23 protein-coding genes are annotated in these 26535 nt (G+C 43.1%); 18 read left to right on the top strand and 5 right to left on the bottom strand.

The features are described 5' to 3' along the window. The first annotated feature begins 5 nt into the window (after positions 1–5). From EV207_RS19770 to EV207_RS19750, 5 genes are all read left to right on the top strand, one after another. On the top strand, positions 6–1181 hold the full coding sequence (locus EV207_RS19770) for a M20 family metallopeptidase (protein ID WP_132747884.1): 1176 nt from the start codon (positions 6–8) through the stop codon (positions 1179–1181). A gap of 43 nt (positions 1182–1224) precedes the next feature. Beyond that, entirely contained in the window at positions 1225–2454 is a 1230-nt protein-coding gene (locus EV207_RS19765; protein ID WP_132747883.1) for an MFS transporter, read from the top strand. Positions 2455–2690: 236 nt separating this feature from the next. Next, positions 2691–3476, top strand: a complete 786-nt coding sequence (locus EV207_RS19760; protein WP_132747882.1) for a 3-hydroxybutyrate dehydrogenase — start codon at positions 2691–2693, stop codon at positions 3474–3476. A gap of 241 nt (positions 3477–3717) precedes the next feature. Further along, positions 3718–4341, top strand: coding sequence for a hypothetical protein (locus EV207_RS19755; protein ID WP_132747881.1), 624 nt, complete (start codon positions 3718–3720; stop codon positions 4339–4341). Further along, complete coding sequence (locus EV207_RS19750) at positions 4260–5162, top strand: sensor histidine kinase (RefSeq protein ID WP_165887018.1); 903 nt, start codon at positions 4260–4262, stop codon at positions 5160–5162. Before EV207_RS19755 ends, EV207_RS19750 begins: the two co-directional genes overlap by 82 nt. 57 nt (positions 5163–5219) lie before the next feature. Here EV207_RS19750 and EV207_RS19745 read toward each other — a convergent pair whose 3' ends face one another. The 4 genes from EV207_RS19745 to EV207_RS19730 all read right to left on the bottom strand — a co-directional run bounded on the left by EV207_RS19745 (position 5220) and on the right by EV207_RS19730 (position 9243). After that, positions 5220–5960, bottom strand: coding sequence for an anti-sigma factor (locus EV207_RS19745; RefSeq protein ID WP_132747890.1), 741 nt, complete (start codon positions 5958–5960; stop codon positions 5220–5222). Then, entirely contained in the window at positions 5950–6504 is a 555-nt protein-coding gene (locus EV207_RS19740; protein WP_132747879.1) for an RNA polymerase sigma factor, read from the bottom strand. The genes EV207_RS19745 and EV207_RS19740 overlap by 11 nt, the downstream gene beginning before the upstream one ends. Before the next feature lie 129 nt (positions 6505–6633). After that, positions 6634–7440 (bottom strand): COG4315 family predicted lipoprotein, encoded by an 807-nt coding sequence (locus EV207_RS23805; protein ID WP_132747878.1) that lies wholly within the window; start codon positions 7438–7440, stop codon positions 6634–6636. Between the two features lie 93 nt (positions 7441–7533). Then, positions 7534–9243 carry a sigma-54 interaction domain-containing protein gene (locus EV207_RS19730; RefSeq protein ID WP_132747877.1) on the bottom strand — a complete coding sequence of 570 codons (1710 nt, stop codon included), beginning with the start codon at positions 9241–9243 and terminating at the stop codon, positions 7534–7536. A gap of 315 nt (positions 9244–9558) precedes the next feature. Between EV207_RS19730 and hutU the strand changes: the two genes are divergently transcribed. From hutU to hutH, 7 genes are all read left to right on the top strand, one after another. Next, positions 9559–11283, top strand: a complete 1725-nt coding sequence (gene hutU / locus EV207_RS19725; RefSeq protein WP_132747876.1) for a urocanate hydratase — start codon at positions 9559–9561, stop codon at positions 11281–11283. A 20-nt stretch (positions 11284–11303) separates the two neighbouring features. Then, positions 11304–12584 (top strand): imidazolonepropionase, encoded by a 1281-nt coding sequence (gene hutI / locus EV207_RS19720; RefSeq protein ID WP_132747875.1) that lies wholly within the window; start codon positions 11304–11306, stop codon positions 12582–12584. Positions 12585–12602: 18 nt separating this feature from the next. Then, positions 12603–13769, top strand: a complete 1167-nt coding sequence (locus EV207_RS19715; protein ID WP_132747874.1) for a M20/M25/M40 family metallo-hydrolase — start codon at positions 12603–12605, stop codon at positions 13767–13769. Positions 13770–13876: 107 nt separating this feature from the next. Further along, positions 13877–15058, top strand: coding sequence for an amidohydrolase (locus EV207_RS19710; RefSeq protein ID WP_132747873.1), 1182 nt, complete (start codon positions 13877–13879; stop codon positions 15056–15058). A gap of 50 nt (positions 15059–15108) precedes the next feature. After that, positions 15109–15306 carry a DUF3311 domain-containing protein gene (locus EV207_RS19705; protein ID WP_243647168.1) on the top strand — a complete coding sequence of 66 codons (198 nt, stop codon included), beginning with the start codon at positions 15109–15111 and terminating at the stop codon, positions 15304–15306. Then, on the top strand, positions 15303–16781 hold the full coding sequence (locus EV207_RS19700; RefSeq protein ID WP_132747872.1) for a sodium:solute symporter family protein: 1479 nt from the start codon (positions 15303–15305) through the stop codon (positions 16779–16781). Before EV207_RS19705 ends, EV207_RS19700 begins: the two co-directional genes overlap by 4 nt. Before the next feature lie 21 nt (positions 16782–16802). Continuing rightward, positions 16803–18320 carry a histidine ammonia-lyase gene (gene hutH / locus EV207_RS19695; protein WP_132747871.1) on the top strand — a complete coding sequence of 506 codons (1518 nt, stop codon included), beginning with the start codon at positions 16803–16805 and terminating at the stop codon, positions 18318–18320. 387 nt (positions 18321–18707) lie between these two features. On the opposite strand, the gene EV207_RS19690 is transcribed toward hutH, so the two are convergent. After that, a complete protein-coding gene (locus EV207_RS19690) occupies positions 18708–19643 on the bottom strand; it encodes a DMT family transporter (RefSeq protein WP_132747870.1) in 936 nt (311 codons plus the stop codon). A gap of 111 nt (positions 19644–19754) precedes the next feature. On the opposite strand from EV207_RS19690, the gene pdxR reads away from it, so the two are divergent. The 6 genes from pdxR (at position 19755) to EV207_RS19660 (ending at position 26139) form a co-directional block, all read left to right on the top strand. Continuing rightward, positions 19755–21149, top strand: coding sequence for a MocR-like pyridoxine biosynthesis transcription factor PdxR (gene pdxR / locus EV207_RS19685; RefSeq protein WP_132747869.1), 1395 nt, complete (start codon positions 19755–19757; stop codon positions 21147–21149). A gap of 67 nt (positions 21150–21216) precedes the next feature. Further along, complete coding sequence (locus EV207_RS19680) at positions 21217–22377, top strand: GAF domain-containing sensor histidine kinase (RefSeq protein ID WP_132747868.1); 1161 nt, start codon at positions 21217–21219, stop codon at positions 22375–22377. After that, positions 22367–23017: a response regulator gene (locus tag EV207_RS19675; protein ID WP_132747867.1), complete on the top strand. Its 651-nt coding sequence runs from the start codon at positions 22367–22369 to the stop codon at positions 23015–23017. Before EV207_RS19680 ends, EV207_RS19675 begins: the two co-directional genes overlap by 11 nt. A 1005-nt stretch (positions 23018–24022) precedes the next feature. After that, a complete protein-coding gene (locus EV207_RS19670) occupies positions 24023–24769 on the top strand; it encodes an SDR family oxidoreductase (RefSeq protein WP_132747866.1) in 747 nt (248 codons plus the stop codon). Further along, complete coding sequence (locus tag EV207_RS19665; protein ID WP_132747865.1) at positions 24754–25782, top strand: S-adenosylmethionine:tRNA ribosyltransferase-isomerase; 1029 nt, start codon at positions 24754–24756, stop codon at positions 25780–25782. The genes EV207_RS19670 and EV207_RS19665 overlap by 16 nt, the downstream gene beginning before the upstream one ends. A gap of 12 nt (positions 25783–25794) precedes the next feature. Further along, complete coding sequence (locus tag EV207_RS19660; RefSeq protein ID WP_165887017.1) at positions 25795–26139, top strand: VOC family protein; 345 nt, start codon at positions 25795–25797, stop codon at positions 26137–26139. Positions 26140–26535 lie beyond the last annotated feature (396 nt).

Raw genomic sequence — 26535 nt, 5'->3', positions numbered from 1 at the left:
AGATAATGTTAAAGACAACATTAAATGCTGCAGCGGAAAGTGTAAGGGAAGAAGTGATTGAATGGAGGCGGCATCTCCATAGAAATCCTGAATTATCCTATAAGGAAGAGAAGACATCACAGTTTATCTATGAAATACTTCAGTCCTTTGGGGATTTGGAGATATCTCGTCCTACAAAATATAGTGTCATGGCTCGTCTCATTGGTTCAAAGCCAGGCAGAACGTTGGCTATTCGTGCCGACATAGATGCGCTGCCGATCGAGGAAGAAAATAAATTTGATTTCGTTTCTCAAAATCCGGGTGTTATGCATGCATGCGGGCATGACGGTCATACTGCGATGCTTCTGGGAACCGCAAAAATTCTCTCAGGAATGAAGGATCAAATTAAAGGTGAAGTGCGTTTCTTTTTTCAACATGCAGAAGAACACTTTCCGGGTGGAGCGCAGGAAATGGTTGATGCCGGTGTCATGAATGGCGTTGATTTTGTCATCGGTGCCCATCTCATGTCAGATCTTGAGGTAGGAAAGGTCGGCATTGCATATGGTCCGATGATGGCGTCAACGGACGGTTTCTGGATAACGGTTAAAGGAAAGGGCGGCCATGGCGGTATGCCGCATGACACGGTTGACAGTATTGTCATTGGCGCTCAAGTGGTTTCCAATTTGCAGCATGTTGTTTCCCGAAACATAGATCCTTTGGATAACGTGGTATTAACGATAGGTAAATTTGTTGGCGGAGAAGCGGGAAATGTGATTGCCAATTCAGTAGAAATTCATGGGACGGTACGTAGCTTTGATGAAAAATACCGTGAGTCCATGCCAAAGCTAATGGAAAGGGTGCTAAAAGGGATAACAGAAGCGCATGGTGCTTCTTATGATCTGAAGTACGAACATGGGTATCGCCCAGTTATTAATGATGAAGACATCACCAAAGTCATTGAAGAAACCATCTGCGAAGTGTATGGGGATGAAACAGTTGAACGGTTAAAGCCAAAAATGGGTGCCGAAGACTTTTCTGCCTTTCAACAGAAAGCCCCGGGTGCATATTACCATATAGGCGCAAGAAATGAAGAAAAGGGAATCACCTATCCCCATCACCATCCGCTTTTTACCTTTGATGAAGATGCGATGGAATATGGTGTGAATATCTTTGTAAACGCGGTATTCAAATTTTTAGGATAAGCACTGTAAAACTCTGACCGCTAAAAAGGAGAGTGATAGGTATATGAAACCATATGGCTTGAGAAATAATGAAACGATCCGCTCGGTTGCGGGCAAAAGCAAAGCGCATTTCCTTTTGATTGTATTGGTTTCGGTTTTCCCCGGTTTCTTAGAAGGATTTGATGGCAGCCTGTTTCAATTTGGCGCGCCATACGTTGTCCAAAGTATCCATGGATCCCCGGCCATGCTTGGCATTTTGGCAACCGGATATGCAGCAGGCATTGCTTTGTTCAGTATGGTGGGCGGGTTTTTGTTTGATAAATTTTCAGTAAAATACACGATTCTACTATCCGTTGCCGTCTTTTCTGTTTTTACTTTAGTAAGCGGTTACGCTGGGAATTTGCCCCTATTAATTGTTGCACGTCTGTTAGTAGGTATGGGTGTTGGGATGTTTCAGCCTGCCATCATTGCCTTCCTAGGTGATCTTTTCCCTGAGATGCGGGGGAGATCTGTGTCTATCTTTACAATTATATATGGCGGCGGGATATTCGCAGCACCTTATATTATTTCCCCTTTTTTACCGCATTTTCACGTGCCATTTGTGGTATCAGCTGCCTTAAGTGCAATATCGCTTGTGTTGTTTTATTTATTTATACCTAAGACTTATAAAAAGGCGGAAAAACATGAGATTGGCTTCAAAGGGATATTTAATAGAAATATAGTTGTGTTATCAATGCTAATTCTGTTCTTCGGGGTTACCTTGTTCGGATATCTTGGTTACTACTCACAATATCTTCTAAAGGTGTTGTCCCTGAGTCCTGGTCAGGCTGCCGCCATTTCTTCAATGGGGGGATTGGGAGGCATGATCACAGCGTTCCCTTTAGGGATGCTGGCAGACAAGATCGGAAGAAAACAGATTGTCAGATTGTCTGGATTTTTGGTCTTGATAGGCAGTGTGGGCATATTTAGTGTTGGTGATCATATCATAGCCCTCTTTATTTTTACATTTATATTTGGCATTGGTTTCGGGTATGCAGGTTTTATCGCCGCACTCGGCCAAGATTGTGTCAAGGGCCACTTGGCAGGCAGAGTAACCGGCTGGCTGTTCTTATTGTATAATCTGGGCTCAATTATCGGCGGACCGGTGTTTGCGCTGTTTATCCCCTTCGGATTTTCCAAAGCAGGGATCATAACCCTGGGTATATCCAGTTTGTTAACTTTCATGCTAAGCTTTATGATTCAAAATGTATCGAAGAGCAGTATAGAGTCGGGAGTTTCCTCAGAAACGGTTTGAAGGCCTTAATTCACAGGAGTCGAAGCATATACCATGTTTCGGCTTTTCTACAGGCTGCCCAATTTTGATTTTGCCTTTATTAAGATGCATCATATATCCATAGAGACAAACCTCTCTTATTACTAATAGTTATAGGTAAAATAATTACAATTCAGTTTACCTATAGATGGCATGGGGTGTAAAGTTGAATGTAGGCAATAAATTATCGAAACGAAGATACTTAGGAGGTTTTAACAATGGACCAATTATTGAAACAACAGGTGGCATTGGTGACCGGTGCAGCGAGCGGAATTGGTTTGGAAATAGCCAAAACATTCGCTAAGGAAGGGGCGAAAATCGTTTTATCAGATTTGAACGGGGAAAAGGCCGAACAGGCTGCATCTAGTTTAAGGCGGGAAGGCTATGAGGCACAAGCAATTGGTTGTGATGTAACGGATGAACAACAAGTCGGACATGCGGTTGCTTTCACCACGGATCAATTCGGCTCAATAGATATTTTGGTAAACAACGCCGGGATTCAGCATGTCGCAAACATTGAGGAATTTCCAACAGAAAAGTTCGAATTTATGGTCAAGCTCATGTTAACGGCACCTTTTATAGCGACTAAAAAAGTGTTTCCGATTATGAAAGAGCAAAAACATGGTCGCATTATTAACATGGCTTCGATAAATGGCCTTGTCGGCTTTGCTGGTAAAGCAGCATATTGCAGTGCCAAACATGGTGTCATCGGCTTGACGAAAGTAGCCGCGCTTGAGGGTGCTGCCCATGGGATTACCGTTAATGCCATGTGTCCCGGATATGTTGATACACCGCTTGTTCAAAATCAGCTTAAGGATGTTGCTGATACGCGAAATGTGCCAGTCGAGCAAGTTTTTGAAGAGGTCTTTAACCCGCTCATTCCTCAGCACCGGCTGCTTGATGTCAAAGAAATTGCCGATTATGCCGCGTTCCTCGCAAGTAAAAAAGCTCAAGGTGTTACAGGACAGGCCATTGCATTAGATGGCGGCTACTTAGCTCAATAAAACAACAGGAAAGAGAGGATCCCCTAGTGTCTTGAATGCCTTAAAGACAGCGAAACGAGTTTTTCAGGAAAGAAGAGAGCCAATGACAGCGGGGTAAATGCCAGAGGGCGCAAGCATTTGATGCAGTATTTCACCGGTGACTTAACTTCACCGGTGTTTTTTTATAGCTTTCTTTATCAAAACTTTAAAATCTATCATTATGGTTACAAGGGGAGGTGTTTAAATGGGGGAGGTTTAGTTTTTGGGGCCGGTGATGATCAAGGAACAGTGGATCATGTATGCCATAGGCGGACTTACGGCATATATCTTCATACGAATTTGCGTGTCCCAAAAATGGATGGTAGCGCGTGTTGAGGAAATTTTGTGGAACGCCTTATTTCTATTTGTTGCTGTTTGGAAGTTGAGCTATACCCTTTTTCATCCAATAGATGCATTTTCCAGTCCCCTGAATCAGCTTTATTTCACAGGCGGAGAAAAAGGGGTTGTCTTAGCGTTTGGGGTGGTGATGCTCTATTTAATCTTCAGGGTGAAGAAAGACAAACAGCAATTAAAATTTTATATTGAACCGAGTTTCATTGCCCTCTTAACCGCTTTTGGAAGTTATCAATTATTAACATTGGTCTTATCTTTTTCGGCACCGCTTTATGCTATTCTTCAAATTGTTTTGACTGTGATTCTGGTTGTGTATTGGTTTGTGGCTAATGTTCGCAAGCATAATCATCCGTTATGGCCGGGAATGATTTTGTGGTTCAGTCTTGGTAGCGATGTGGAAGAAAATATTGCTTGCAGTCTCAGCATTTCCGCCAGGTCGTGGGAGAATATTTTCTTCAAGCGGGCATCATTACCTTTCTTGCAGCCATATTGATTCATTTGATTTTATCGAAAAAAATTCTTTATCCGTTGAATCGATTGTCCGATGATTCGAACATGTTAAATAAAAATGGCAATGCCATTATGGTTAACTCAAAAGATGAAGTGGGGCAGATTGCGGATCGGATGAAGCATTTGAGCAGGCGGCAAAACCAAATGATGGATGGTCTCGCCCATGAACTTAGGACACCATTGACAACCTTGAATGGCTATTTAGAGGGATTAGAATCGGGAGTTTTTGAACAAAGCCAATCGGTTTATGCCTTGTTGAGAAAAGAGTGCGTTCAGTTAACCGATGTGGTAGAAAACATGCATGACTTGCAGGCATGGAAAGACAGCCATATCGATAATCAATGGATTGAGATAAAGCATACCGTGGCATCAGCGGTTCTATTATTTCAAGATAGATTTGATGAATTGAACATAGACGTTGACATGCAAGTGGAATCAAAGACTGTTTATTGTGATCCTAAAGCGGTACAAGCCATCCTAGCTCATCTGTTCGATAACGTGATTCGGTATGATGTCGGTAAAAAAGTTGTCATCAAAGGCAAACAGGTCAATCATCACTTTAAGGTGTCGGTTTCAAATCAAGGCAGGGACATCCCGGAAGAGGTGCAGGACCAATTGTTTGATCCGTTTTTTCGTGTTGAAGCATCCCGCAACCGAAGAACGGGGGGATCTGGTCTTGGGCTCGCGATTGTAAAAGAAATTGTAAAAAAGCTAAATGGCAAAGTGGGTTTTTACTCAGAGCATGATTTTTACACCTTTTGTTTTTTTATCCCTGAATCCAAAGAGAGCAATAAGGAAGTTTAATATATCGCTGCCAAATAATGCCCCTCTGTTCTTTGAACAGAGGGGTTCTCCCGATTTTTACCCTTGCGCCATGCCGATGACCTTTTTGCCGCGGGGCTTGGTGCCATGGGCATTAGGCTCTAATGTGATGCCGATCGCATCAAATTTATATTCGCCAGGCAAGCGGTAGGTCAACATGCCATGGCCATCTTTGGCGGGGCGCAAGGTTCCGGCATTTTGCCGTTTGCCGTCTTTCAGAAGCCAGACTTGATACGCTTCTTTTCCCTTAAGTATGGGCAGATCCTTTAAATTGACGATCAGTTCACGATCATCACCCGTTTTTATAACAGCAGCATAGCCTTTGGCGTGGCTAGTTTGAACAATCGATTGAAGCAAAAAGAGCTGAGTCGTTTTTGCGGCATTTGTGATTCTTTCAGTCGCTGTGCTTCTTAATTGGATATTTTCATAGAGAAGTCCGGCTGAAACGATAAATAACAACACAATGATTGTTGCTGTAATGGGCGCGAAGCCTTTTATAAAACGATGTGTCCAAGCGGTTATCTTTTCTGAGGCATCCATGGTTCTCGGGCTTTCCGCAGAAGCCTCATTAAAGACGAAATTCATGACTTCTGATTTTAATTCAGGCGGGACATCCGCATGTTCTGCTTCAGAGGGGAGGGAATGCCAAGCTTCTTGCAGCTGTTCAAGCTCAGATGAACATTGTTCACATCGGGATAAATGTCGTTGAAAATGTTCGGCTTCTTTTTCTGTTAATTCACCGGCTAAATAGTCCATTAGGTGTTCACATTCATTGGCCATCCACTCTGCCCTCCTTTTCAGTCTTGAGATGCTGCCTCATCCGTTTGAGCGACTGGTGCAAACGGCTTTTAACCGTTCCAATCGGCTCTTCTTCCATCGCGGCAATCTCTCTTAATGAATAACCTTCCCAATATAGAAGCCGGATCAGCCGCTGCTGTTCATCAGTTAATCGCTTCTTCGCATCTTCAATATGTATGTTCTGAAACGGCTTGCTTTCTTGGGTAATAACCGTCTCGGCAACCATCATTTGTTGTTTTTCCTCATGCTTTTTTTCTTTGCGGATAAAATCTATGGATATGTTTCGTGTCACCGTGATTAACCAGTTGATTAACAGACCTTTATTAGGGTCATACCGGCTTTTTGTCGTCCAAATGCGCAAGAAAACATGTTGAACGATTTCCTTTGCTTTTTCCTGATTGCCTTTCGTTATTTTCAAAGAATAGCTGTATATGAGGTTAATATAGCGGTCATATAGTTCTTCAAAAGCTGAGCGGTGTTTTTGCTCGATCAGTTTCATCAATTCCTGGTCCGATTTTTTCCTCAAACTCTCACCGCCCTCTTCTATGATTCTTTTAAAATTATCACACGGCGGCGGGCTTGTAAATGGCTCAAAATTGAAAAAAAAAGGAACTGTCACAGGCAGTTCCTTTGCGGTTTAAAGCGGGCTACAATATTATGAAGAAACTTTTTCTTTGAAGCTATTAAGCTTGTTTGTGACGTCCGCGATCAGTTTTTTCATTTTATCTTCATCCGGTTGTTCTTTGGCCGCCTCGGCAAGCAATGGATAGAGGCTGTCTTCAATATTTTCATAATCCTTAGGGTACTTTTCCTCGACCTTCTTTTCAATCGCATCCCAGTCTTCTCCCAATTTCTTACCGGCATTATTTATACTTGCGGTGTCTTTCGAAGACTGTTCAACTGTTTTCTTTAAATTTGCCGTATCAGCCAAAACGGTATCAGTCCCGCTTGCCAAATCAGTGGCATTTTCTCCAGAATCACCCGCCAATTTAGCAAACGTTTCGTCATTTACAACATACCAAACCCCTTTAACGCCTTGACCTTTGATATCTCCTTTTGCTTTATCTTTAAAAAAGTAATAAAGCGGGTAGCCTTTGTATGTTGTTTGCTTCTTTCCAGTGTCTTTTCTTGTGATTGTTCCAAAGTCGCTTTTGTTGTACCCCTCAGGCATGTCCATGTCTTTTGCATAAAAGACCGGCCATTTTTTAAGACACTCGCCCTTACAGTTGCTGACACCCTTTTTATCCTTTTTAAAAACATAAAGGGTCATTCCCTTAGCATCTGCTAAATAGCTGCCAACCTTATCGTTATTTAACGTCTGTAACGCTGGACTTTTTTCATTGCTCGATGATTTTTCCCCTTTCTCCGCCTTTTCTCCGCCCTCACTGCTGTTGCCGCAGGCAGCAAGAAAGAGCATCGTCATGACAATAGCCGTCGTGAACAAAAGTTTCGCCTTTTTCATATGGCATCCCTCCATTTTTTTATTTCACTTAAGTTAACGACGGAAAATGGCAAGCGGTTTGATGATTTAAAAAGATTTAGAAAAAGGTTGAAGCTATGGCTTTTTCAAATCAAACTTTTTCATATGATACTGGATATTTTGCCGGGTAGTGCCAAGGTTCTTTGCTGCTTTTGTAATGTTCCAGCCTGCCTTTTCAAGAGCATCGCGAATATATTCTTCTTCAGCTGAAGCGACGGCTGTTTTAAGCGGACGTCTTCCTCGTTTCTTTTTCAAATTTTGCTTATCGTCATTAATAAATGTGCTGCGCAAGTAGGATGGCAGATGACTAATGTCAAGAAGATGATCGTTTTCTTCCGCGTTGATCATAAGATTTTCAATGACATGCTCCAATTCTCTTATGTTCCCGGGCCAACTGTAATGGAGAAAGACATGGTTAAGCTGATCTGATATGCCTTGGATGTCTTTATTAAACGACAAATTATAGCGGTGGATAAAGACATTGATAAGTGATGTGATATCATCTTTGCGTTCTCTCAATGGCGGAATCGCGATTGTTATTCTGGCAATGCGATAATATAAATCTGAACGCATTTTGTTGAATGTCATTAATTCTTGCGGATCTTCGTTGGAAGCACTAATGATGGTACAATGAACCGGTGTGATCTCATTCGTTCCAAGCCGTCTAATCTTTTTTTCTTCCAAGACCCGCATTAATTTTGATTGTAAAGACATCGGCATGGAATTGATCTCATCGAGAAAGAGTGTTCCCGCCTGGGCATACTCGAAAAGCCCTTTTTGGTTGACCGCACCGGTATAAGCCCCTTTTACCGTTCCGAAAAGGGTGCTTTCTAGTAAGGATTCAGGGATCGCAGCACAGTTGACGGCGACAAAAGGATGCTTGATTTTTTCGCTGTGATTATGAATACTTTGTGCGAACAGTTCCTTGCCAGTGCCAGTTTCACCGACAATAAGGACATCTGTATTATGAACGGCGACATTTTGCGCTTCTTTTATTAGATTTTTCAAGACCTTGCTGTTTCCTTTAATGTTGTCAAAAGTATAATTTGTGCCATTGCTGTGTTCCATTTTATTTTCTTCATCCAAGGTTAACATTTTCCGTTTTAATTCTAGCGTTTCATGCAATAGTTTTTTTAGCTTGGTATCGTTTGTACTGACAGAGAACACTGCGATCGTTTTTCCGTGCCTGATAATAGGATATGTGCTGTACCTTACATACTGGGGGATACCATTAATATGTGCGTGAGCTTGATAATCGCCAATGACTGGTTTCTGTGACTGGAAAACTTGACGGTGTTCAGATAAAGCTGGTTTCCCGTAATTATAGGCATCCCACAAATATTGACCTTTTACCTTGCTCGCCTCAAGATTTTCCAACTTTTCTTCAGCTTTATTATATAAAGCTATTTTTCCTTCGTGGTCGCTCATGACGATGCCATCATTAAGAGTGTCGACAATCTTCTCAAGGCATGCGAGTCTGGCTTCTTTATTAGATACGACATCTGTTAAATCATCCAGCATAATGATTGTCAGTCGAATGTCGGGAAGTGTAAATGACTTTTTCCGGAGCAAAAAGATTTTGCCGCTTGCAGTCACTATGGTCTTTTTGTTATGAGGCATGTCGCGCTCTTCAAGACCAAACACGTTTGCAAAAGACTGCCCATTCTTTGGGCTGAAGCTGTCATCAATCTTTCCCCCAACCCAAGTCACTCTTTTGTCTTCATCAAAAATAACAACACCGCCTGCAAAATCTATTAATATCGATCCAATGGCTGCAGCCATCATAGTACTCACTCCCTTTAAAAAACTTTACCATTGACAAATTAATTCAATATTCGACAAAGAAAATCCTTTCTTAAGGGGTCGAAAGCAGCAAATATAATTTGCGGTGCAAATATCGCTTGCTTTATTTTGGTTTTGGGCCGATAAATCAAGGCGTCCCGTATTTTCTTTGGTTAATCAGAAAGTATAACTTTCTGACGCACATAAGGGCAACTATGCCTCTGGCTGCGCTATTAAGGATTGCCAATCGGCAAGTTTTCTTTATTGGCACAAAACTTGCAAATATAGTTTTGAAGGCTAAAACGAGGAGGAACAATCATGGTCAAATCAAAAACAGCAGAAAAACCAGAAATTTTATATTCCGTTAAAGCGCAAAGAGGGCAGACTTTGCGATGTAAAGGCTGGCGCCAGGAATCTATTCTTAGAATGCTGGAGAATAACATGGAGAATGCCGAGAAACCTGAAGAGCTTGTTATTTACGGCGGAATTGGCAAATGCGCGCGCAATTGGGAGTCCTACCATGCCATTGTTCAATCATTAAAGGAACTAGAAGATGATGAAACGCTTGTTGTTCAATCCGGCATGCCGGTTGCTGTCTTCAAAACACATAAATATGCACCGACCGTCGTGATGGCGACGACGAACATTATGAGGCCTTCTTGGGAGACATTTTACGATTTACAGGATAAGAACTTAACGATCTTTGCTCAATATACAGCAGCACCATGGGAATATATTGGCACACAAGGTGTGATCCAAGGGACGTTCGAGACGCTTTCTGCCATTGCACGGAAACACTATAATGACTCGCTTGTTGGAAAAATTTTGTTAACAGCCGGTGCAGGAGGCATGGGCGGAAACCAAACGAGAGCAATGACGATGCATGGCGGCGTGGGCATCCTTTGCGATGTGAATGAAGAAACGATTCGCCGCCGGATGGATGTCGGCTATATCGACATTCTCGCGGATTCTTTAGATGAAGCAATAGAGCTGGCCAGGGAATCTGCCGGCAAGGGAGAAGCCAAAGGGATTGCAGTAGTTGGTAACTCCGCGGATATTTTCGAAGCTGCTTTTGAAAGGGATTTCAATCCGGATATTTTAACGTCGATGACACCTGCACATGACCCGATCTCTTATCTTCCGTCCGGCTATACGCCTGAAGAAGCCGATGAATTAAGAAGAAGAGACCGTGACCTTTATTTGGCAAAAGCAAGAGAAACGATGATTCGGGAACTTAAGGTAACCAATCAATTTTTTGATAAAGGTGTCCATGCCTTTGAATACGGCACAAGCCTCCGTAAAGAATGCCGCGATGCTGGCATGCCTGAAGAAGAAGCCATGTTAATCCCTGGTTTTGTCGCGGAGTACATCCGGCCGCTCTTCTGTGAAGGCCGCGGACCGTTCCGCTGGACATGCCTCTCCGGAGAAGCTTCAGATCTTGAAAAAATAGATAATATGGTTCTTGATAAGTTCAAAGATGACTTGCTTGTCACGAGATGGATTAAGCTTGCGAAGAAACATATTCCAATAGAAGGATTGCCTGCCCGGATTTGTTATCTTGGCTTTGGCCAGAGGAAAGCATTTGCTCTTGAGGTGAATGAGATGGTCAAGCGGGGAGAACTTGCTGGCCCTGTCGCATTTTCACGCGATAATTTGGATTCCGGTTCCATTGTTAACCCGACATTCGAATCCGAAAAAATGAAGGACGGCGGTGATTTGATTTCAGACTGGCCGGTATTGAATGGTCTGCTTAATGCGGTGGGCATGTGCGATCTTATTGCCCTGCAGGCAAACTACTCCATGGGGGAAGCGGTACACACAGGTGTGACAATGATTGCTGACGGTACAGACGATGCCGCGACACGTCTCGAGGTCTGCATGACTGTTGATTCAGGGATTGGCGTTGTCCGCCATGCTCAAGCGGGATATGACATTGCAAAAGATGTGGCAAACGGCTACGGTAAATTAACGGATGATAAGATTAAAATTCCGCTTTGGTGGACACCAAAAGCGACTTTTGGTCCAAAGGATCTCGAGAATTAAGACAAGGAGTGTCAGATAAAATGAGTGATCAAGGTGTGAAACCCATAGCGGATCTGGTCCTGTCAAATGCCTCTGAGGTGATTACTTGTACGGGGGATCATGCAGATGCCCTAGGAAAGATCGTAAATGGGTGGGTTGCAATATCAGGGGACCGAATCGTTGCGGTTGGAACGAAAGATGACATTGAAGCAAAGGTGGATATGGCAAATGCAAAGACTATCGATGCTTCAGGGAAAGTGATTGTGCCGGGATTTGTGGATTGCCATACCCACGCTGTCTTTGGCGGTTCGCGCGTTGCGGAATATGCTGCGAAAATGACAGTAAATGACCCCGAAAAGCTTAAGAAAATGGGAGTTGAAACGGGTGTTCAAGTAACGGTGCGAAAGACTCAAGAAGCAAGTTTGGAAGAATTAAGCGAGTCAGCTTCTGAACGATTACTAAACATGATGGCAGCTGGAACCACCACCGTCGAAATAAAAACGGGTTATGGTTTTACAGTAGAAGATGAGATGAAGATGCTGGAGGCCAATGCAGCTTTAAATAAAAAACTGCCTATCGATGTTGTCAGCACTTTTCTTGGGGCACATGGCTGGCCTGAAGATATGTCCAAAGAAGCCTATATTGATTTGCTTATCCAGGAGATGATCCCGCAGGCAAGTGAGCTCGGCCATGTCACGTTTAACGATGTATGGTGTGAGGACAGTCATTTTACGGTCCAGGAATCAGAGCGAATTCTTAAAGCCGGTGCCGATATGGGGCTTAAGCCAAAAATCCATACCGATGCTTATTCTAATATCGGCGGATCAGATCTGGCGGCAGATATGAAGGTTGTCTCAGCCGATCATTTGAATTATACGCCTAGTGAAGTGCTGCCTAAGCTTGCTAAAGCAGGAGTGACCGGTGTCATCATGCCGGTGCTGGATTTTGCGGTAGGGCATAAAAAGCCATTTAACGCGAGGGCGATTATTGATTCGGGAATGTCTGTGGCATTGGCAACCGACCTATGCCCCGGTTGTTGGACGGAGTCCATGCAATTTGTGATGGCTTTGGCATGCAGATTATATCAAATGTCCCCGGCCGAGGCGATACGCGCGGCGACACTTGGCGGGGCCAAGGCCTTGGATTTGGATAAAGACCGGGGTTCAATTGAAGCGGGAAAACGTGCCGATCTGCAAATTTGGAATGTCTCGAACTTTGAACATGTGATTTACCGCCTGGGCGGCAATGTTGTCGAACAAGTGATTAAAAATGGAAAGATCATCGCGGATCGGTCAAAATCGAAAAAAGTTATGACGGTATAACATTCTTTGAAAGGATTGATGAAGTTGGCCACAACGAATCAAGCACTGACAGCAGTTAATGAAGAAAGGTTATTAAATAGCTTTTTGGAACTGGCGAAAATCAATGCGCCAAGCGGGTATGAAAAGCCGATGGCTGATGTTCTCGTTCCCAAGCTAAAAGTTATGGGATTCAGCGTTGAATTTGACAGGGCGCATAAAGAATTCGGCGGCAACTGCGGAAATCTCATCGCCTATTGGGAAGGCACCGATTCAAGCATAGAGCCTTTATTCTTCTCAACCCATATGGACACAGTTCTGCCGACGGAAGGATTAAATCCAGTTATAAAGGATGGCGTCATTTATTCGGACGGGACAACCATTCTTGGAGCTGATGACCGGGCGGCGCTAGCGGCATATCTTGAAGGCATTCAAGCCATTCAGGAGTCCGGATCGTCTTGCGGGCCAATTGAGCTGGTGCTTACCGTTAACGAACAGCCTGGGCTTGTCGGGGCAAGATATTTGGATTATTCAAAGGTAAAGAGCAAGAAAGGTTATATCTTTGACAGCAGCGGCGATGTCGGACAAATCATTCTGCAAGGGCCGTACAGCAGCAGGATTTACTGTGACATTGAGGGAAAGTCATCCCATATCGGCCTAAATCCTGAGGAAGGTGTCAATGCCTTTCTCATTGCAGCAGATGCCCTGAAAAAGATGAAGCTCGGAAAAATTGACGATGAAACACTCGCGAATATTGGTGTTATAAAAGGCGGCGAAATGTCATCGATTATTCCAGGGAATATTGAGTTGGTCGGCGAAGTCCGCTGCTTTAATGCAGAAGGTCTAAAAAATCAGATTGATCATATTAGCAATGCCGTTTTAACAGTGGCTGAACAGCATGGAGGCAAGGCAAATATACGCGCCCGGAAAAAATATTTAGGATTCAATGAACCTGAAGAATCCATTCTTGCCAAAACAGCTATTCAGACAGCTGAAAACATTGGCGTCAATGGTTATTTGACAAAAACGCTTGGAGGGGCCGATACAAACGTATTAAACGAAAACGGCCTAACATGTATCACGCTCGGAAACGGGTTCAGAAACATCCATACATTCAATGAACATATCAGCGTCAAAAATTTGATTGATACGGGAAGATTCACAACAGGACTTATTCAAGAATGGTATGATTTTTATTCTGAAAAGTAGATTGGGCAAATAGAATCATACGCAATTAAAGCAAGGCCAAGGCCGGATCATCTCATGTACTTGGTTGATCCGGCGAAAATCTAAGTAATCTTTTTTCGAAAGAAGTGATGACAATGAGTCTAACCAATTTACTGGCGGAAACGGACAAAATAAAGTGTCAGGTCATCGACTGGCGGCGGCATTTTCATATGCATCCGGAATTATCGTTCCAGGAGAAAAAGACATCGGCATTTATCTATCAAACACTTTTATCATTCGAAAATCTTGAAGTAACAAGACCTACTGAATACAGCGTGATGGCCCGTTTAATAGGGGAAAGTCCTGGAAAAGTCCTGGCTATGCGCGCGGACATAGACGCCTTGCCAATCATGGAGGAAAATGATTTTGATTTTGTTTCACAAAGTCCCGGCGTCATGCACGCATGCGGTCATGACGGGCATACTGCCATGATGCTTGGGGCAGCAAAGATCCTATCAGAAAATAAGGATGATATTAAAGGTGAGATCCGCTTTTTGTTTCAACATGCAGAGGAACAATTCCCCGGAGGAGCAAAAGAGATGGTGGAAGCTGGTGTATTGGATGGTGTCGACTATATTATAGGCTTGCATTTATTTTCTACTATCCCAAAAGGGGAAATTGGCGTCATTTACGGACCGCTGACGGCAAATGATGATACATTTGAACTTAAAATTATTGGCAAAGGCGGACATGCTTCAGCCCCTGATACTTCTATTGATCCTATTGCCATCGCATCACAGTTCGTAAGTAATCTGCAACATATTGTTTCCCGGAAATTAGATCCGTTAGAACGGCTGGTCATCTCTGTTACGGAATTTCACGCGGGAAATGCCGTTAATATCATTCCGGAATCTGCCACACTAAGCGGCTCCGTAAGATCCTTTAGCCAAGATGTAAGAGGTTCCGCCGTTCAGTTAATAGAACAGATAGCTAAAGGTGTAACATCAGCACATGGTGCTTCCTATCAATTCAATTATGACTATGGCTATAGCTCTGTTGTTAATAATGATCTGCTCACGAAAAAGGTTGAAGATGCCGTGAGCGAGATCTTTGGAGACAAATGTATAAGGTATGGACCACCTATGATGGGCGGAGAGGATTTTTCTGCCTTTCTAAAAAAGATACCCGGCTGTTTTATCCCCGTTGGTGCAAGAAATGAAACAAAGGGTATCGTTCATCCGCATCATCATCCAAAATTCACAATTGATGAAGACGCCTTGAATGATGGTGTCAAAATTTTAATAAATGCTTCCTTAAAAATATTAGATTAAAAGAGTAAGGTTATTAACATAATTCCAAGTTTTAAAGAGAGGGGCATTTTGTGCGAAAACTTCTGTTTTTGTTAAGCATGGTACCGTTTGTTGGTTCTCTTATTGTGATTAATCGTACGGATCCTTTCGTTTTGGGATTGCCATTTGTGATCTTTTGGGCGGCCATTTGGGTGGTACTTACCTCGGTATGTTTATTTATTGTTTACAAGCTGGATCCAGATAATAAAGAGAGGGAGGAGGATCAATGAATTTATCCCTGTTTATTATCATTGTTTTCTTAGCACTATCTCTTTACTTAGGGATTCGGTCTCGAAAAGGGAAGGAAATGAATCTGGAACAATGGGCTATAGGAGGCCGTGGTCTGGGAACCATCTTTGTATTTCTTTTATTGGCGGGCGAAAACTTTACAACTTATACATTTCTTGGGGTAAGTGGTTCGACCTATAGTTTGGGTGCACCAATGATCTATGCTTTTACTCCTATATGCTATATTGTTGGGTATTGGCTGCTTCCCCCAGTTTGGAAGTATGCAAAAGAAAAGCAACTATTAACCCAATCCGATTTCTTTGCCAGTAAATATAACAGTAAACCGTTTGGGTTCTTCGTGGCTCTTGTTGGGGTTATCTCAGTTATTCCCTACCTTGTTTTACAGCTAAAAGGGCTCGGCATTATTGTATCAGAAGCATCTTATGGTGCTGTATCTCCATCGGCTGCTATTTGGATTGGTATGTTAACTGCTACGGTGTACGTAACCATATCGGGAATCCATGGTTCAGCATGGACTTCTGTCATTAAAGATATTTTAATGTTTATCATCATCATTTTTATAGCTATATATTTGCCGTTCCACTATTACGGTGGGATTAAGCCAATGTTCCAGACTGTTGGCACCGTTAAACCGGAAATGCTAACACTCCCTGACAGCGGAAATAGTATTTCATGGTATGTATCCAGTTGTATTTTATTCGCATTAGGCGCCTACATGTGGCCCCATATGTTCGGTGCTAGTCTATCTGCAAAGAGTGCTAAGGTATTGAAAAGAAATAATATACTGACGCCAATATACCAACTGGTTATGGTCTTAGTCTTGTTCATAGGGTTTACCGCTGTACTTCAAGTTCCTGGTTTGAAAGGTGCTGAAGTGGACCGGGCGCTGTTCGAACTTGTCAAAAGAACTTTTGATCCATGGTTTGTAGGTGTCATCGGTGGTGCCGGGCTATTGACTGCACTTGTTCCAACTTCAATGCTTTTAATGACTGCAGCAACACTCATGTCAAAAAACATTTATCAAACTTTGAAACCACAAACCTCGGATCAGCAACTTTCCAGATTAACAAGGATTTTGGTTCCCATTCTTGCCCTTGTTTCTCTTTACTTAACATTTAAGGGTGGTAATACTATCGTTGCATTGTTATTGATGGCTTACGGATTTGTTGTACAACTATTCCCAGCAGTGTTTTTTAGCCTATTGAAAAGAAATCCGGTAACAGTACAAGGTGCTTTTGCCGGAACTTTTATAGGTGTTGCGATCGTTGCTTATGTAACCGTGTCGGGGACAACAATTTCAACACTCTTTCCGCAACTGCCCCAATTTATTAAGGATATGGACATTGGTATTATCGCCGTTGTGCTTAATATTGTGTTCATGTTGTTTATCAGTTTAATTACAAGAAAGATGAACGCTGTACCAAGGCTTAAAAATGAGACAAGACTCGATGCATAAAATTAGGAGGGTTATATAGCAATGAAACTAGAAAATAACGTATCTATTATCGCACTTGACGGAAATCAGTTGGATCGCAATAGTCTGCTTAAGATTGTAGAAGGCAAGGCTGAGTGTGTGATTTCTGATGGCGCTTGGGAACGCGTCAGGGAAAGCCGAAAGCGTGTCGAGGAAAAAGTTCAATCTGGGGAAGCCATTTATGGTGTAAATACTGGGTTTGGGAAACTAAGCGATGTCAAGATTGCTTCAGATAAGGTGGATCTTTTGCAGGTCAATCTCTTACGTGCAGATGCTGTCGGTGTTGGGGCTCCGCTGCCAACAGATGTCGTCCGCGCCATGTTAGTTCTTCGGGCTAATGCATTGGCTAAGGGCTTTTCCGGTATTCGTACGGAAACGTTGCAGCTTTTGATCGATTGTCTTAATCATGGGGTTCATCCGGTTATCCCTTGCAAAGGTTCACTTGGTGCGAGCGGCGACCTTGCGCCATTATCACACATGGCACTTGTTTTAATCGGTGAAGGGAAAGCGGAATATGAAGGCGAAATTATGCCGGGACGGGAAGCTTTGGAACGAGCGGGTCTTACACCCGTGAAATTGGCGGCGAAAGAAGGATTGGCTTTAATAAATGGCACGCAAGCGATGACAGGTGTTGGCGTTATGGCACTTATTGAAGCAGAGCGTCTTGGTCTTGCTGCTGACATGGCTGCTTGTCTTACAATGGAAGCGCTTCAGGGGATCAGCTCGGCTTTTGATGAAAGCTTGCTAGCGACGCGTCCTCATAAAGAGCAAGGGATAGTGGCTTCCCGTATCCGCAAGTGGCTAGATGGCAGTAAAAGGATAACTAAGCAAGGTGAGCTCCGAATGCAAGACGCTTATTCTATTCGCTGTATACCACAGGTTCATGGCGCTTCTTGGCAGGCTGTCGGTTATGTTGATGAGAAAATTCATGTTGAAATGAATGCAACGACGGATAATCCCGTTGTATTGGAAGACGGAAGGATTCTTTCCGGAGGACAATTTCATGGTCAGCCGATGGCGCTTGCGATGGACTTTCTGAAAACAGCTATCGCAGAATGGGCAAATATTTCTGAACGGCGAATAGAGCGGTTGGTGAACCCGCAGCTCAGCGGACTTTCTCCTTTCTTGGCTAACGACCCTGGTCTTGAATGCGGTTTGATGATTCCGCAATATGTGGCAGCAGCGCTAGTTTCAGAAAACAAGGTGCTTGCTCATCCGGCCAGTGTGGATTCCATTCCGTCTTCGGGGAATCAGGAAGATCATGTCAGCATGGGCACTATTGCGGCACGACAGGTGCGCGAAATCGTCGGCAACGCCGCCCGTGTGATTGCTATCGAGATGATTTGTGCCTCACAAGCGATCTCTTTGCAAAAAGCAGATCAGGATATGGCGCCGCGGACCCGTCAGCATCTGGAGTGGGTAAGGGGAATCATCCCGCCGCTAACTCAAGACACATCCATCAGCGAACAGATTGACAAGCTTGGACAAGCTTTGCTTTCGGAACCGATTTTCGGTAATTAAGAAGATACCATTTCATTCGTTTTGAATGACGAATTTTCAAATGACGATATTTAGAGGGCGAATTTGAAAAAAGAGGTTGGGACAGAAGTATTTTACTAATAGAAAAATCCGAACTTATTCAGATATCCTATCTGAATAGTTCGGATTTTTATTTATAGATTAGAAAGCAAGAAGCGCTACGTCAAAATACTTCGCTTTCCACGGGCACGGCCTCAGCCTCCTCAGAAAGCAAAAAACGCTTTCTTGCGGGGTCTTCGGACACGTGCTGTTCCCGTAGGAGTCTTTCGTATTTTGACTACGCTTCGCATTTGTAATGATACTTTTCAAACTTTATTGTTCGGCATATGAATGAACTCTTTTAGTATTGTCCCAGCCTCTTTTTTATGGTTAAAATACCTGTTTTGTCTTTTCAAACTTAGTCTCGAATTTTTCCCTTTTCGGCATGGTCAAGAAGACGACTGCAGCAATAATACAGGCGCCACCAAGCAGTTGAAACAACCCAAATGACTCGTTTAACCAAACAATTGATATAATGGCAGCAACAAGCGGTTCGATACTTGATAGAATGCTCGTTTCGGTTGCACTTAGGTACTTTAGACTGCCAATGTATAGAAGGAAAGAGGCAGTCCCGCTTAAAATAATCAACATGAGCATCGAAAAAGTGCCCACTGTTAACGTCTTTGCCAACTGATGAAAGCTAAATTGCCGATTAAAGATGAATAATACAACACCGCCGATGAACATCCCCCATCCAATAATAACCATCGTCCCCCACCGCTTGATGAGTGACACAGGATGAAGCGTGTAGAATGTGAAACCAAGCATTGTTAATATGCCAAAGACGATGCCTTGCTTCGATAACATAACATTTTCAATAGATCCATTTGTAATAAGAAAATAAATGCCAAGGATTGCGACGATCACAGCCATCATTTTCGTGCTGGATGGCCATTTTCTATTTTGAATAGCCACATAGATGGTAATCAGAACGGGACCAAGGAATTGAAAAAGTGTTGCTGTAACAGCATTGCTGACACGTATCGCCTCTATAAAAGCATATTGAGCCCCAAGCATGCCAAGAACGGCAAAAATAATCAACTGCATCCATTGCTTGGGCAGCTTCCAAATGCTGAAGATATCCTTTTTTGATAAAAATAAAAAGCATAAAATTGTCAAGCCAGCGATGAGTAAACGAACGACTAAAAAGTTGCCGGATGTCAGACCGGTATGTTCAAACAACCATTGGATCATTGGCCCCGATAATCCCCATAGGGCTGCACCTGTAAGAATCATAATGAGTCCGAGACGGCGTGATGTTTTCATGATGATCGCCTCCTATTCATAAAAGAAATAATTCAACATAGCGGTATTATATAAAATTTCTGGTACTATAATAAGAGCCAGTTTTTTATAAATGGAAGGGGCCAGATAAAAATGTTTGAACTAACCCCAAAACTTGATGTTCAAAGTGAAAAGCCGTTATATGTGCAGTTGTATGACTATATCAAGCAGGAAATGAAAGCGGGGAACCTCATGCCGCATGCAAAGCTGCCATCTAAGCGCAAATTGGCAAGACATTTGAAAATTAGCCTTAATACAGTTGAGGCGGCATACGGCCAGCTTGTTGCTGAAGGGTACGTTGAGGCTATTGCCCGTAAAGGGTATTTTGTGAGTGACGTAGAGCAAAATTTGCTGGAGACAAAAGGCGACATCACCCATATAAAGGAAAAGTCTTACCGTGACCATGAATATATCTATGATTTTAGTAATATAGGCATTGACGCCTGCTCGTTTCCGTTTGGAATCTATCGGAAATTAGCAAGTGAGGTGCTGAAGCCCGGTAATGAACAGGTCCTGATGATCGGCCATCCACAGGGTGAATTTGAACTCAGAGAAACGATAGCAGCTTATGCGTATGAATCCCGCGGTGTCCGATGTTCGCCGAGCCAGATTGTTATCGGGTCAGGTACACAATATTTGATAAAAATATTATTCCAGCTCCTTCAGGGGAGTATCTTCGCTGTCGAGGATCCCGGCTATCACCGGAAATTAGTGGCATTTGAAAAGGGCATTCAAAATGTCAAAATGATTCCGCTTGACCAAGATGGGCTGATGGTGTCTCATTTAGAGGACAGCAGGGCAAATATAGTCTTTGTCACCCCATCTCACCAATTTCCATGCGGGATGATTATGCCTGTTTCAAGACGGCTGCAGCTCTTGAATTGGGCTGAAAAGAGCGAAAATCGCTTCATTATAGAAGATGATTATGACAGTGAATTTCGCTACACGGGCAAACCGATTCCAGCCTTGCAAGGTCTTGATCCAAATAACAATGTCATCTATATGAGCACCTTTTCAAAAGCGCTCCTGCCTTCATTAAGAATAAGCTATATGATTTTGCCCAAACCGCTTATTGAAGCTTTTCAACGGGACTTTTTTTTCTATGCCCAGACCGCTTCGCACATTGATCAGGACATTTTGCAGAGATTTATGAAAGAAGGCTTCTGGGAAAAACATATAAATAAAATGAGGGTCGTATATCACAAAAAAAGGGATGTCCTAGTGTCATCGATATCAACATATTTTCCGGCAACGGCGGAGGTTATCGGTCAGGATTCGGGGCTCCATCTTTTAGTCCGTCCTAATAACGGTATGACTGAGGAACAGCTTGTTGACCGGGCGGCAAACTTCAATACAAGGGTCTACCCTGTTTCAGCATATGGAAATGATGATCACAGTACTGTTTTACTAGGCTTTGCGAGCCTTTCGGAAGGAGATATACCAGCTGCTGTTCAATTGCTTGAAAAGGCGTGGTTCCAAAAAGAATGATCATTTAATTAGAATCATCTTATAGTGTATGATTGTTTTAAGGAAAACCAAAGGGGAAATCAGTAACATGAGCAAACACTTTGAAAATAGTGATCTTTTAACTTTAAAGGTTATTGCAGAAACATTGAACCGTTCGAATGATCTGCAGGATATGCTCCAGTCAGTGCTGGAAAAATTGCTAGATGTCACAGGTTTAACAACTGGATGGGTGTTTATGATCAATGAACAACCGAAGTTTACATTAATTGCTTCACATCATATACCACCGGCTCTGGCTTGGGAAAATCAAAAGCCAATGTGTGAAGGCCGGTGTTTTTGTTTAAATAAGTATTGGGATGGCAAATTGAATCAACCTGTCAATATTATTGAATGTAAACGCCTAGAGGATGCTTTAAAATACGATTGGGGCGATACTCAGGGTCTGACCCATCATGCTACTGTTCCGCTTACTGCAGGAGGGGAACGCTTCGGTATTCTTAATGTTGCAGCCCCAAACAAAACGCATTTTTCAGATGAAGAACTGACTTTGCTGCAGTCGGTTGCTTACCAAATAGGGACGGCGGTTAAACGAACAATGGAAAGTGCGGGTCTATATCGTAAGAAAAGGGAGCTGGCACTAATAGAGGAAAGAAATCGTCTCGCACGGGATTTACATGATTCAGTTAGTCAAAAATTATTTTCCCTTTCGCTGACTGCCCGCGGGTTGAAAGAACATTTATCTGAAGAAGCGGGTGTTGTCAAAGAATCACTGGACCATATGCAGGAGATGTCAAAGGAAGCGCTGCGGGAAATGCGCTCCTTAATCTGGCAGCTCCGCCCTTCTGGAGTTGAGGAGGGGATCATGACGGGTTTGAAAAAATATGCTGAACATCTCGGTCTCGCTGTAGTTGGTTGTGTTGAAGGCGTATATGATTTGCCGCGGATTGCTGAAGAAGCGTTGTGGCGGATCGGCCAAGAGGCGATAAATAATGTGAGGAAGCATGCACAAACGGATCAGATTGGTATGAAGCTCGAATCGTCAGCCGGGGAAATAACACTCGAGATTACCGACAATGGCTGCGGATTTGATTATAATCCGGAAATGCCGCTTGGCACACTGGGATTGAGGGGTATGAAGGAGCGAGCAGAAATGTTTGCTGGTATCTTACATATAAAAAGTAAAAAAGGCGACGGTACAAGGATAACGGTAACCTTTCCGTATAAAGGCAGGGAAACAGATGGGAATTAAAATCGTGTTGGTTGATGATCATCGTGTGGTCATACAAGGCCTGAAGTTTTTTCTTAGCACGCAGGCTGATCTTGATATTATCGGCGAGGCTGGTAATGGAGAAGAAGCTGTTAGCTTAGCTTCCGAACTTAACCCGGATGTGATTTTAATGGATTTGAATATGCCGATCATGGATGGTGTCGAGGCGACTAGGCAAATTAAAGCCCGCAGCCCCAAAACCAAAATTATTGTATTAACAAGTTTTTCCGATCGCGACCATGTTATTCCGGCGGTTAGGGCCGGGGCAGCAGGCTATCAGCTGAAGGATATCGAGCCCGATGAACTGGTTAGGACAATCCGTGCGGCATATAACGGCCAAACCTTGCTTCATCCCGAGGCGACCGAACAATTGGTATCCCATGTGACGGATAACAATGCAGCCGGTTCAGAAGAACAATTGGCCATTTCTCAGCTTACCACTAGAGAAAAAGAAGTGCTTTATCACATCACTTTAGGGAAAAGCAACAAGGAGATTTCCGCCGATCTATACATAACTGAAAAAACGGCCAAAACGCACGTTAGCAATATTTTAAGTAAATTAAATGTCCACGACCGGACGCAAGCGGCGATTAACGCCATGAAGTACGGTTGGTTTGACTAGACGTCCAGGTAATCTGCACCACAAAGGATGCGATATCTTTTGTGGTTTTTTATTAAAGTAAGAAAAACACAAAATATGATATGCTCCCGGTGAAGACACTAACTCGATAAATTAAACAAGGGAGGGTGCCTTCATAAATGAAATGAACGCCCGAAGTTGGTAAAAATACGGTCTCGAGGTCGTTCATAGTGGCGATGAAAGCCCAAAGTCGGAAAAAATACGGTCTTGAGGTCGTTCATAGTGGCGATGAAAGCCCGAAATCGGTAAAAATACGGTCTTGAGGTCGTTCATAAGGGCGATGAAAGCCCAAAGCCGGTAAAAATACGGCCTCGAGGTCGTTCATAAGGGTGATGAACGCCCGAAGTTGGTAAAAATACGGCCTCGAGGTCGTTCATAATGGCGATGAACACCCGAAGTCGGTAAAAATAGGGTCTCGAGGTCGTTCATAGTGGCGATGAAAGCCCGAAGTCGGAAAAAATACGGTCTTGAGGTCGTTCATAGTGGCGATGAAAGCCCAAAGACGGTAAAAATACGGCCTCGAGGTCGTTCATAAGGGTGATGAAAGCCCGAAGTCGGAAAAAATACGGCCTCGAGGTCGTTCATAGTGGCGATGAAAGCCCGAAGTCGGTAAAAATACGGTCTTGAGGTCGTTCATAGTGGTGATGAACGCCCGAAGTTGAAAAAATTAGAAGAGAGGTATTTCATAAATGAGATGAAGGTCCAAAATCACTAAATAAGTGAAAGAATTTGGCCTTCATAAGAAATCTTAGCATTTATTGAAATGTTTTTTTTTGCTTTGAACCACCTGCTATTGTTTTCGATTATTTTAATAATGTCATGCGCACCCATTTATTTCGCCTCCAATTTATAAAAAGCCTACATCAAAAGTTGTAGGAATGACTACGCTGAATTGCTGACATACTTTCACACCCTTTAGCTGACGCCGTCAACCTCTTTCGTTGCTAGAATAATGGCATAGAGAAGAGAAAGGGTGGTTTTTAGAAAATGAAAAAGTCGAAACCTGTTGTAATGATTACTGGGGCTTCCCGGGGATTAGGGAAAGCTCTAACTATATCCTTTGCACAGAATGGTTACAATTTGGCTATTTGTGCCCGCCATCTGGAAGAGCTAAATCATGTCAAGGAGAATGCGAAACAATATGGGGCAGACGTGTTGGCTATTACCGCTGATGTTTCAATACTCCGGGATGTGGATCGCTTTGTCTCTGTCACTGAAGACCATTTTGGCCGTATTGATGTCCTGATTAATAATGCTTCAGCCGTTGGCCCAAGCCCAATCCCATATCTATTGGATTTTGATGATGAAGACTTAACGGACGTGCTTAGAGTCAATATCATGAGTGCTTTCCTAATGTCGCGGCGTGTGCTGACCGGCATGCTTCAGCAAAATGAAGGCAGAATCATTAATGTGACATCTGAAGTCGGCCATATCGGTTATGCCGGATGGGGGGCATATTCCGTTTCGAAATTTGCAGTAGAAGGGCTGACACAAACTTGGGCGGATGAATTAAAGGAAACCCCAATCAAAATGAACTTGGTCGATCCAGGGGAAATGAATACTGACATGCATGCCCTAGCGGTGCCTGATTGTGATTACCCGCTGAAGCAGCCTGAAGAAATCACAGACGTTTTCCTTCATCTAGCTTCCGATCAGGGAAAAAATGTTCATGGGCAGCGTATCGATGCCGAAGAATTTATGGAAAAGGGTGAGGCAGCATGGAAACCGAATTGATCGATTTTCATTTGCCTGCAGAGCTTGAGGCGGCAAAACCGGCGGAACGTAGGGGCTTGCGGCGGGATCATGTCAATTTGATGGTTTTAGATCGTGAAACGGGCGATACAGTGGATGATATCTTTTTTCATCTCGACCGCTATTTGAATCCCGGTGACTTAATTGTTTTAAATAACAGCAGGACCATTCCCGCAGTGCTTCATGCTCAAAAGGCCGGTGTTGCGAATAGGGTGGAAATCCGTTTGGCCCAAAGGAAAGATAGTAGCAGGTGGGAAGCTCTGATCCGCGACAGCTCTGTGAACGTCGGCGATCATTACGTTTTTTCCAATAGCCTAAAGGCAGAAGTCATTGATACAGATCCCGAAAAACCGTTGGCAACCCTAAAGTTTTCTAAAGAAGGGACACCGTTACTGAATGATATTTATGAACTTGGAGAGCCGGTCCGTTATGAATATATTTTAGAACCATGGGGGCTGGATAATTATCAAACAGTCTTCGCTTCAGTACCCGGTTCAGTTGAAATGCCTTCAGCAGGCAGGGCCTTCACTTGGGAACTGCTAAATAAGCTGAAGGACAAAGGAGCAGGTATAGCCTATCTTCAGCTTCATACGGGGCTGACTTATATGCTTGACGATAAATGGCACCAGCATCCTAGCGAAAATCTGGAGTATTATGAAATCCCTGCGGCAACAGCGAAGGCCGTGAATGAGACGAAAAGGCGAGGGGGAAAAGTCATTGCGGTCGGCACAACAGTTGTCCGCGCCTTAGAAACGGTTGCGTCCAAATTCGGTTATTTAAAAGCTGACAAGGGTTGGAGCGACCTTTTTATTCACAAAGACTTTCCACTCCAAATTTCAGATGGTCTTGTCACCGGTTTCCATGAGCCCAAGACGACCCACTTGGCGCTGCTCTCAGCTTTTATTGATAGCGATAAACTAACGAAGTCCTATCAAAGGGCTATTCAAAAAGGGTATCTCTGGCATGAGTTTGGTGATATTAACCTTATTCTCTAGGTGGTGTTCGGCTTGAAGCTTGATCATATCGGCATAGACGTCATTGATCTTGAAAAAGCGATAACATTTTATGGAAATGCACTAGGCTTTACTTTGAAAAGAAGGATGACCATCGACACAGAAAAAATAGCTTTTCTGAGTGATGGTCAAACGACAATTGAATTATGCTGTGATTACGATCGTGAATCGTCACTATCTAGTCATATCGCTTTTGAAGTTGCGAGCCTTGATATTTTACGGAGAGACTTAGCAAAACAAGGGATGGAAGCCGATGAAGTCTTTACAGTGAAGCGTTGGCAATCAGCGTTTTATAAAGGCCCAAATGGTGAAATGCTGGAATTTATTCAAATAAAATGAGCAGCCCGCGGGAACTGAGCGGCTGCTTTTTTCGGCTTAATTCAACCAATCTGAAGGTTATTTATCTTCAATTATTGGAACTTGCCGCTCATTAAAAACGTATTGAAAATTAGAGATGGAGTGAGGAAGGTAGTAAATGGAAGCTTCAAAAATGGTGTTTGTTCTGGGAGAATTTTTCGGTCTATTTGGATTGCGGAGAAGTTGTTTCTATAAAGGTAAAAAATCCAGAAAAACTCAAAAAATAGTTTTTCCGACCCAGGTGAATTTTAAAATTAAAGGGAGTTTATAAAAAGAGCCTATCACCTAGATTATTCATAGAAAATCCTCAATAAGACAGAAATGCTTACCCATCAAGCGATTTCGTCATACTATTACGCATCAAATAAATGAAAAAAG

Source organism: Scopulibacillus darangshiensis, from assembly GCF_004341035.1.
GTDB lineage: Bacteria > Bacillota > Bacilli > Bacillales > Sporolactobacillaceae > Scopulibacillus > Scopulibacillus darangshiensis.
This window is presented reverse-complemented; position numbering and strand designations above follow the sequence as displayed.

What these genes read in the sequence shown, in the direction of transcription:
- EV207_RS19770 (WP_132747884.1), top strand. Translation starts at nt 6, where the DNA reads ATGTTAAAGACAACATTAAATGCTGCAGCGGAAAGTGTAAGGGAAGAA.
- EV207_RS19765 (WP_132747883.1), top strand. Translation starts at nt 1,225, where the DNA reads ATGAAACCATATGGCTTGAGAAATAATGAAACGATCCGCTCGGTTGCG.
- EV207_RS19760 (WP_132747882.1), top strand. Translation starts at nt 2,691, where the DNA reads ATGGACCAATTATTGAAACAACAGGTGGCATTGGTGACCGGTGCAGCG.
- EV207_RS19745 (WP_132747890.1), bottom strand. Translation starts at nt 5,960, where the DNA reads ATGGCCAATGAATGTGAACACCTAATGGACTATTTAGCCGGTGAATTA.
- EV207_RS23805 (WP_132747878.1), bottom strand. Translation starts at nt 7,440, where the DNA reads ATGAAAAAGGCGAAACTTTTGTTCACGACGGCTATTGTCATGACGATG.
- EV207_RS19730 (WP_132747877.1), bottom strand. Translation starts at nt 9,243, where the DNA reads ATGATGGCTGCAGCCATTGGATCGATATTAATAGATTTTGCAGGCGGT.
- hutU (WP_132747876.1), top strand. Translation starts at nt 9,559, where the DNA reads ATGGTCAAATCAAAAACAGCAGAAAAACCAGAAATTTTATATTCCGTT.
- hutI (WP_132747875.1), top strand. Translation starts at nt 11,304, where the DNA reads ATGAGTGATCAAGGTGTGAAACCCATAGCGGATCTGGTCCTGTCAAAT.
- EV207_RS19715 (WP_132747874.1), top strand. Translation starts at nt 12,603, where the DNA reads ATGAAGTTGGCCACAACGAATCAAGCACTGACAGCAGTTAATGAAGAA.
- EV207_RS19710 (WP_132747873.1), top strand. Translation starts at nt 13,877, where the DNA reads ATGACAATGAGTCTAACCAATTTACTGGCGGAAACGGACAAAATAAAG.
- EV207_RS19700 (WP_132747872.1), top strand. Translation starts at nt 15,303, where the DNA reads ATGAATTTATCCCTGTTTATTATCATTGTTTTCTTAGCACTATCTCTT.
- hutH (WP_132747871.1), top strand. Translation starts at nt 16,803, where the DNA reads ATGAAACTAGAAAATAACGTATCTATTATCGCACTTGACGGAAATCAG.
- EV207_RS19690 (WP_132747870.1), bottom strand. Translation starts at nt 19,643, where the DNA reads ATGAAAACATCACGCCGTCTCGGACTCATTATGATTCTTACAGGTGCA.
- pdxR (WP_132747869.1), top strand. Translation starts at nt 19,755, where the DNA reads ATGTTTGAACTAACCCCAAAACTTGATGTTCAAAGTGAAAAGCCGTTA.
- EV207_RS19680 (WP_132747868.1), top strand. Translation starts at nt 21,217, where the DNA reads ATGAGCAAACACTTTGAAAATAGTGATCTTTTAACTTTAAAGGTTATT.
- EV207_RS19675 (WP_132747867.1), top strand. Translation starts at nt 22,367, where the DNA reads ATGGGAATTAAAATCGTGTTGGTTGATGATCATCGTGTGGTCATACAA.
- EV207_RS19670 (WP_132747866.1), top strand. Translation starts at nt 24,023, where the DNA reads ATGAAAAAGTCGAAACCTGTTGTAATGATTACTGGGGCTTCCCGGGGA.
- EV207_RS19665 (WP_132747865.1), top strand. Translation starts at nt 24,754, where the DNA reads ATGGAAACCGAATTGATCGATTTTCATTTGCCTGCAGAGCTTGAGGCG.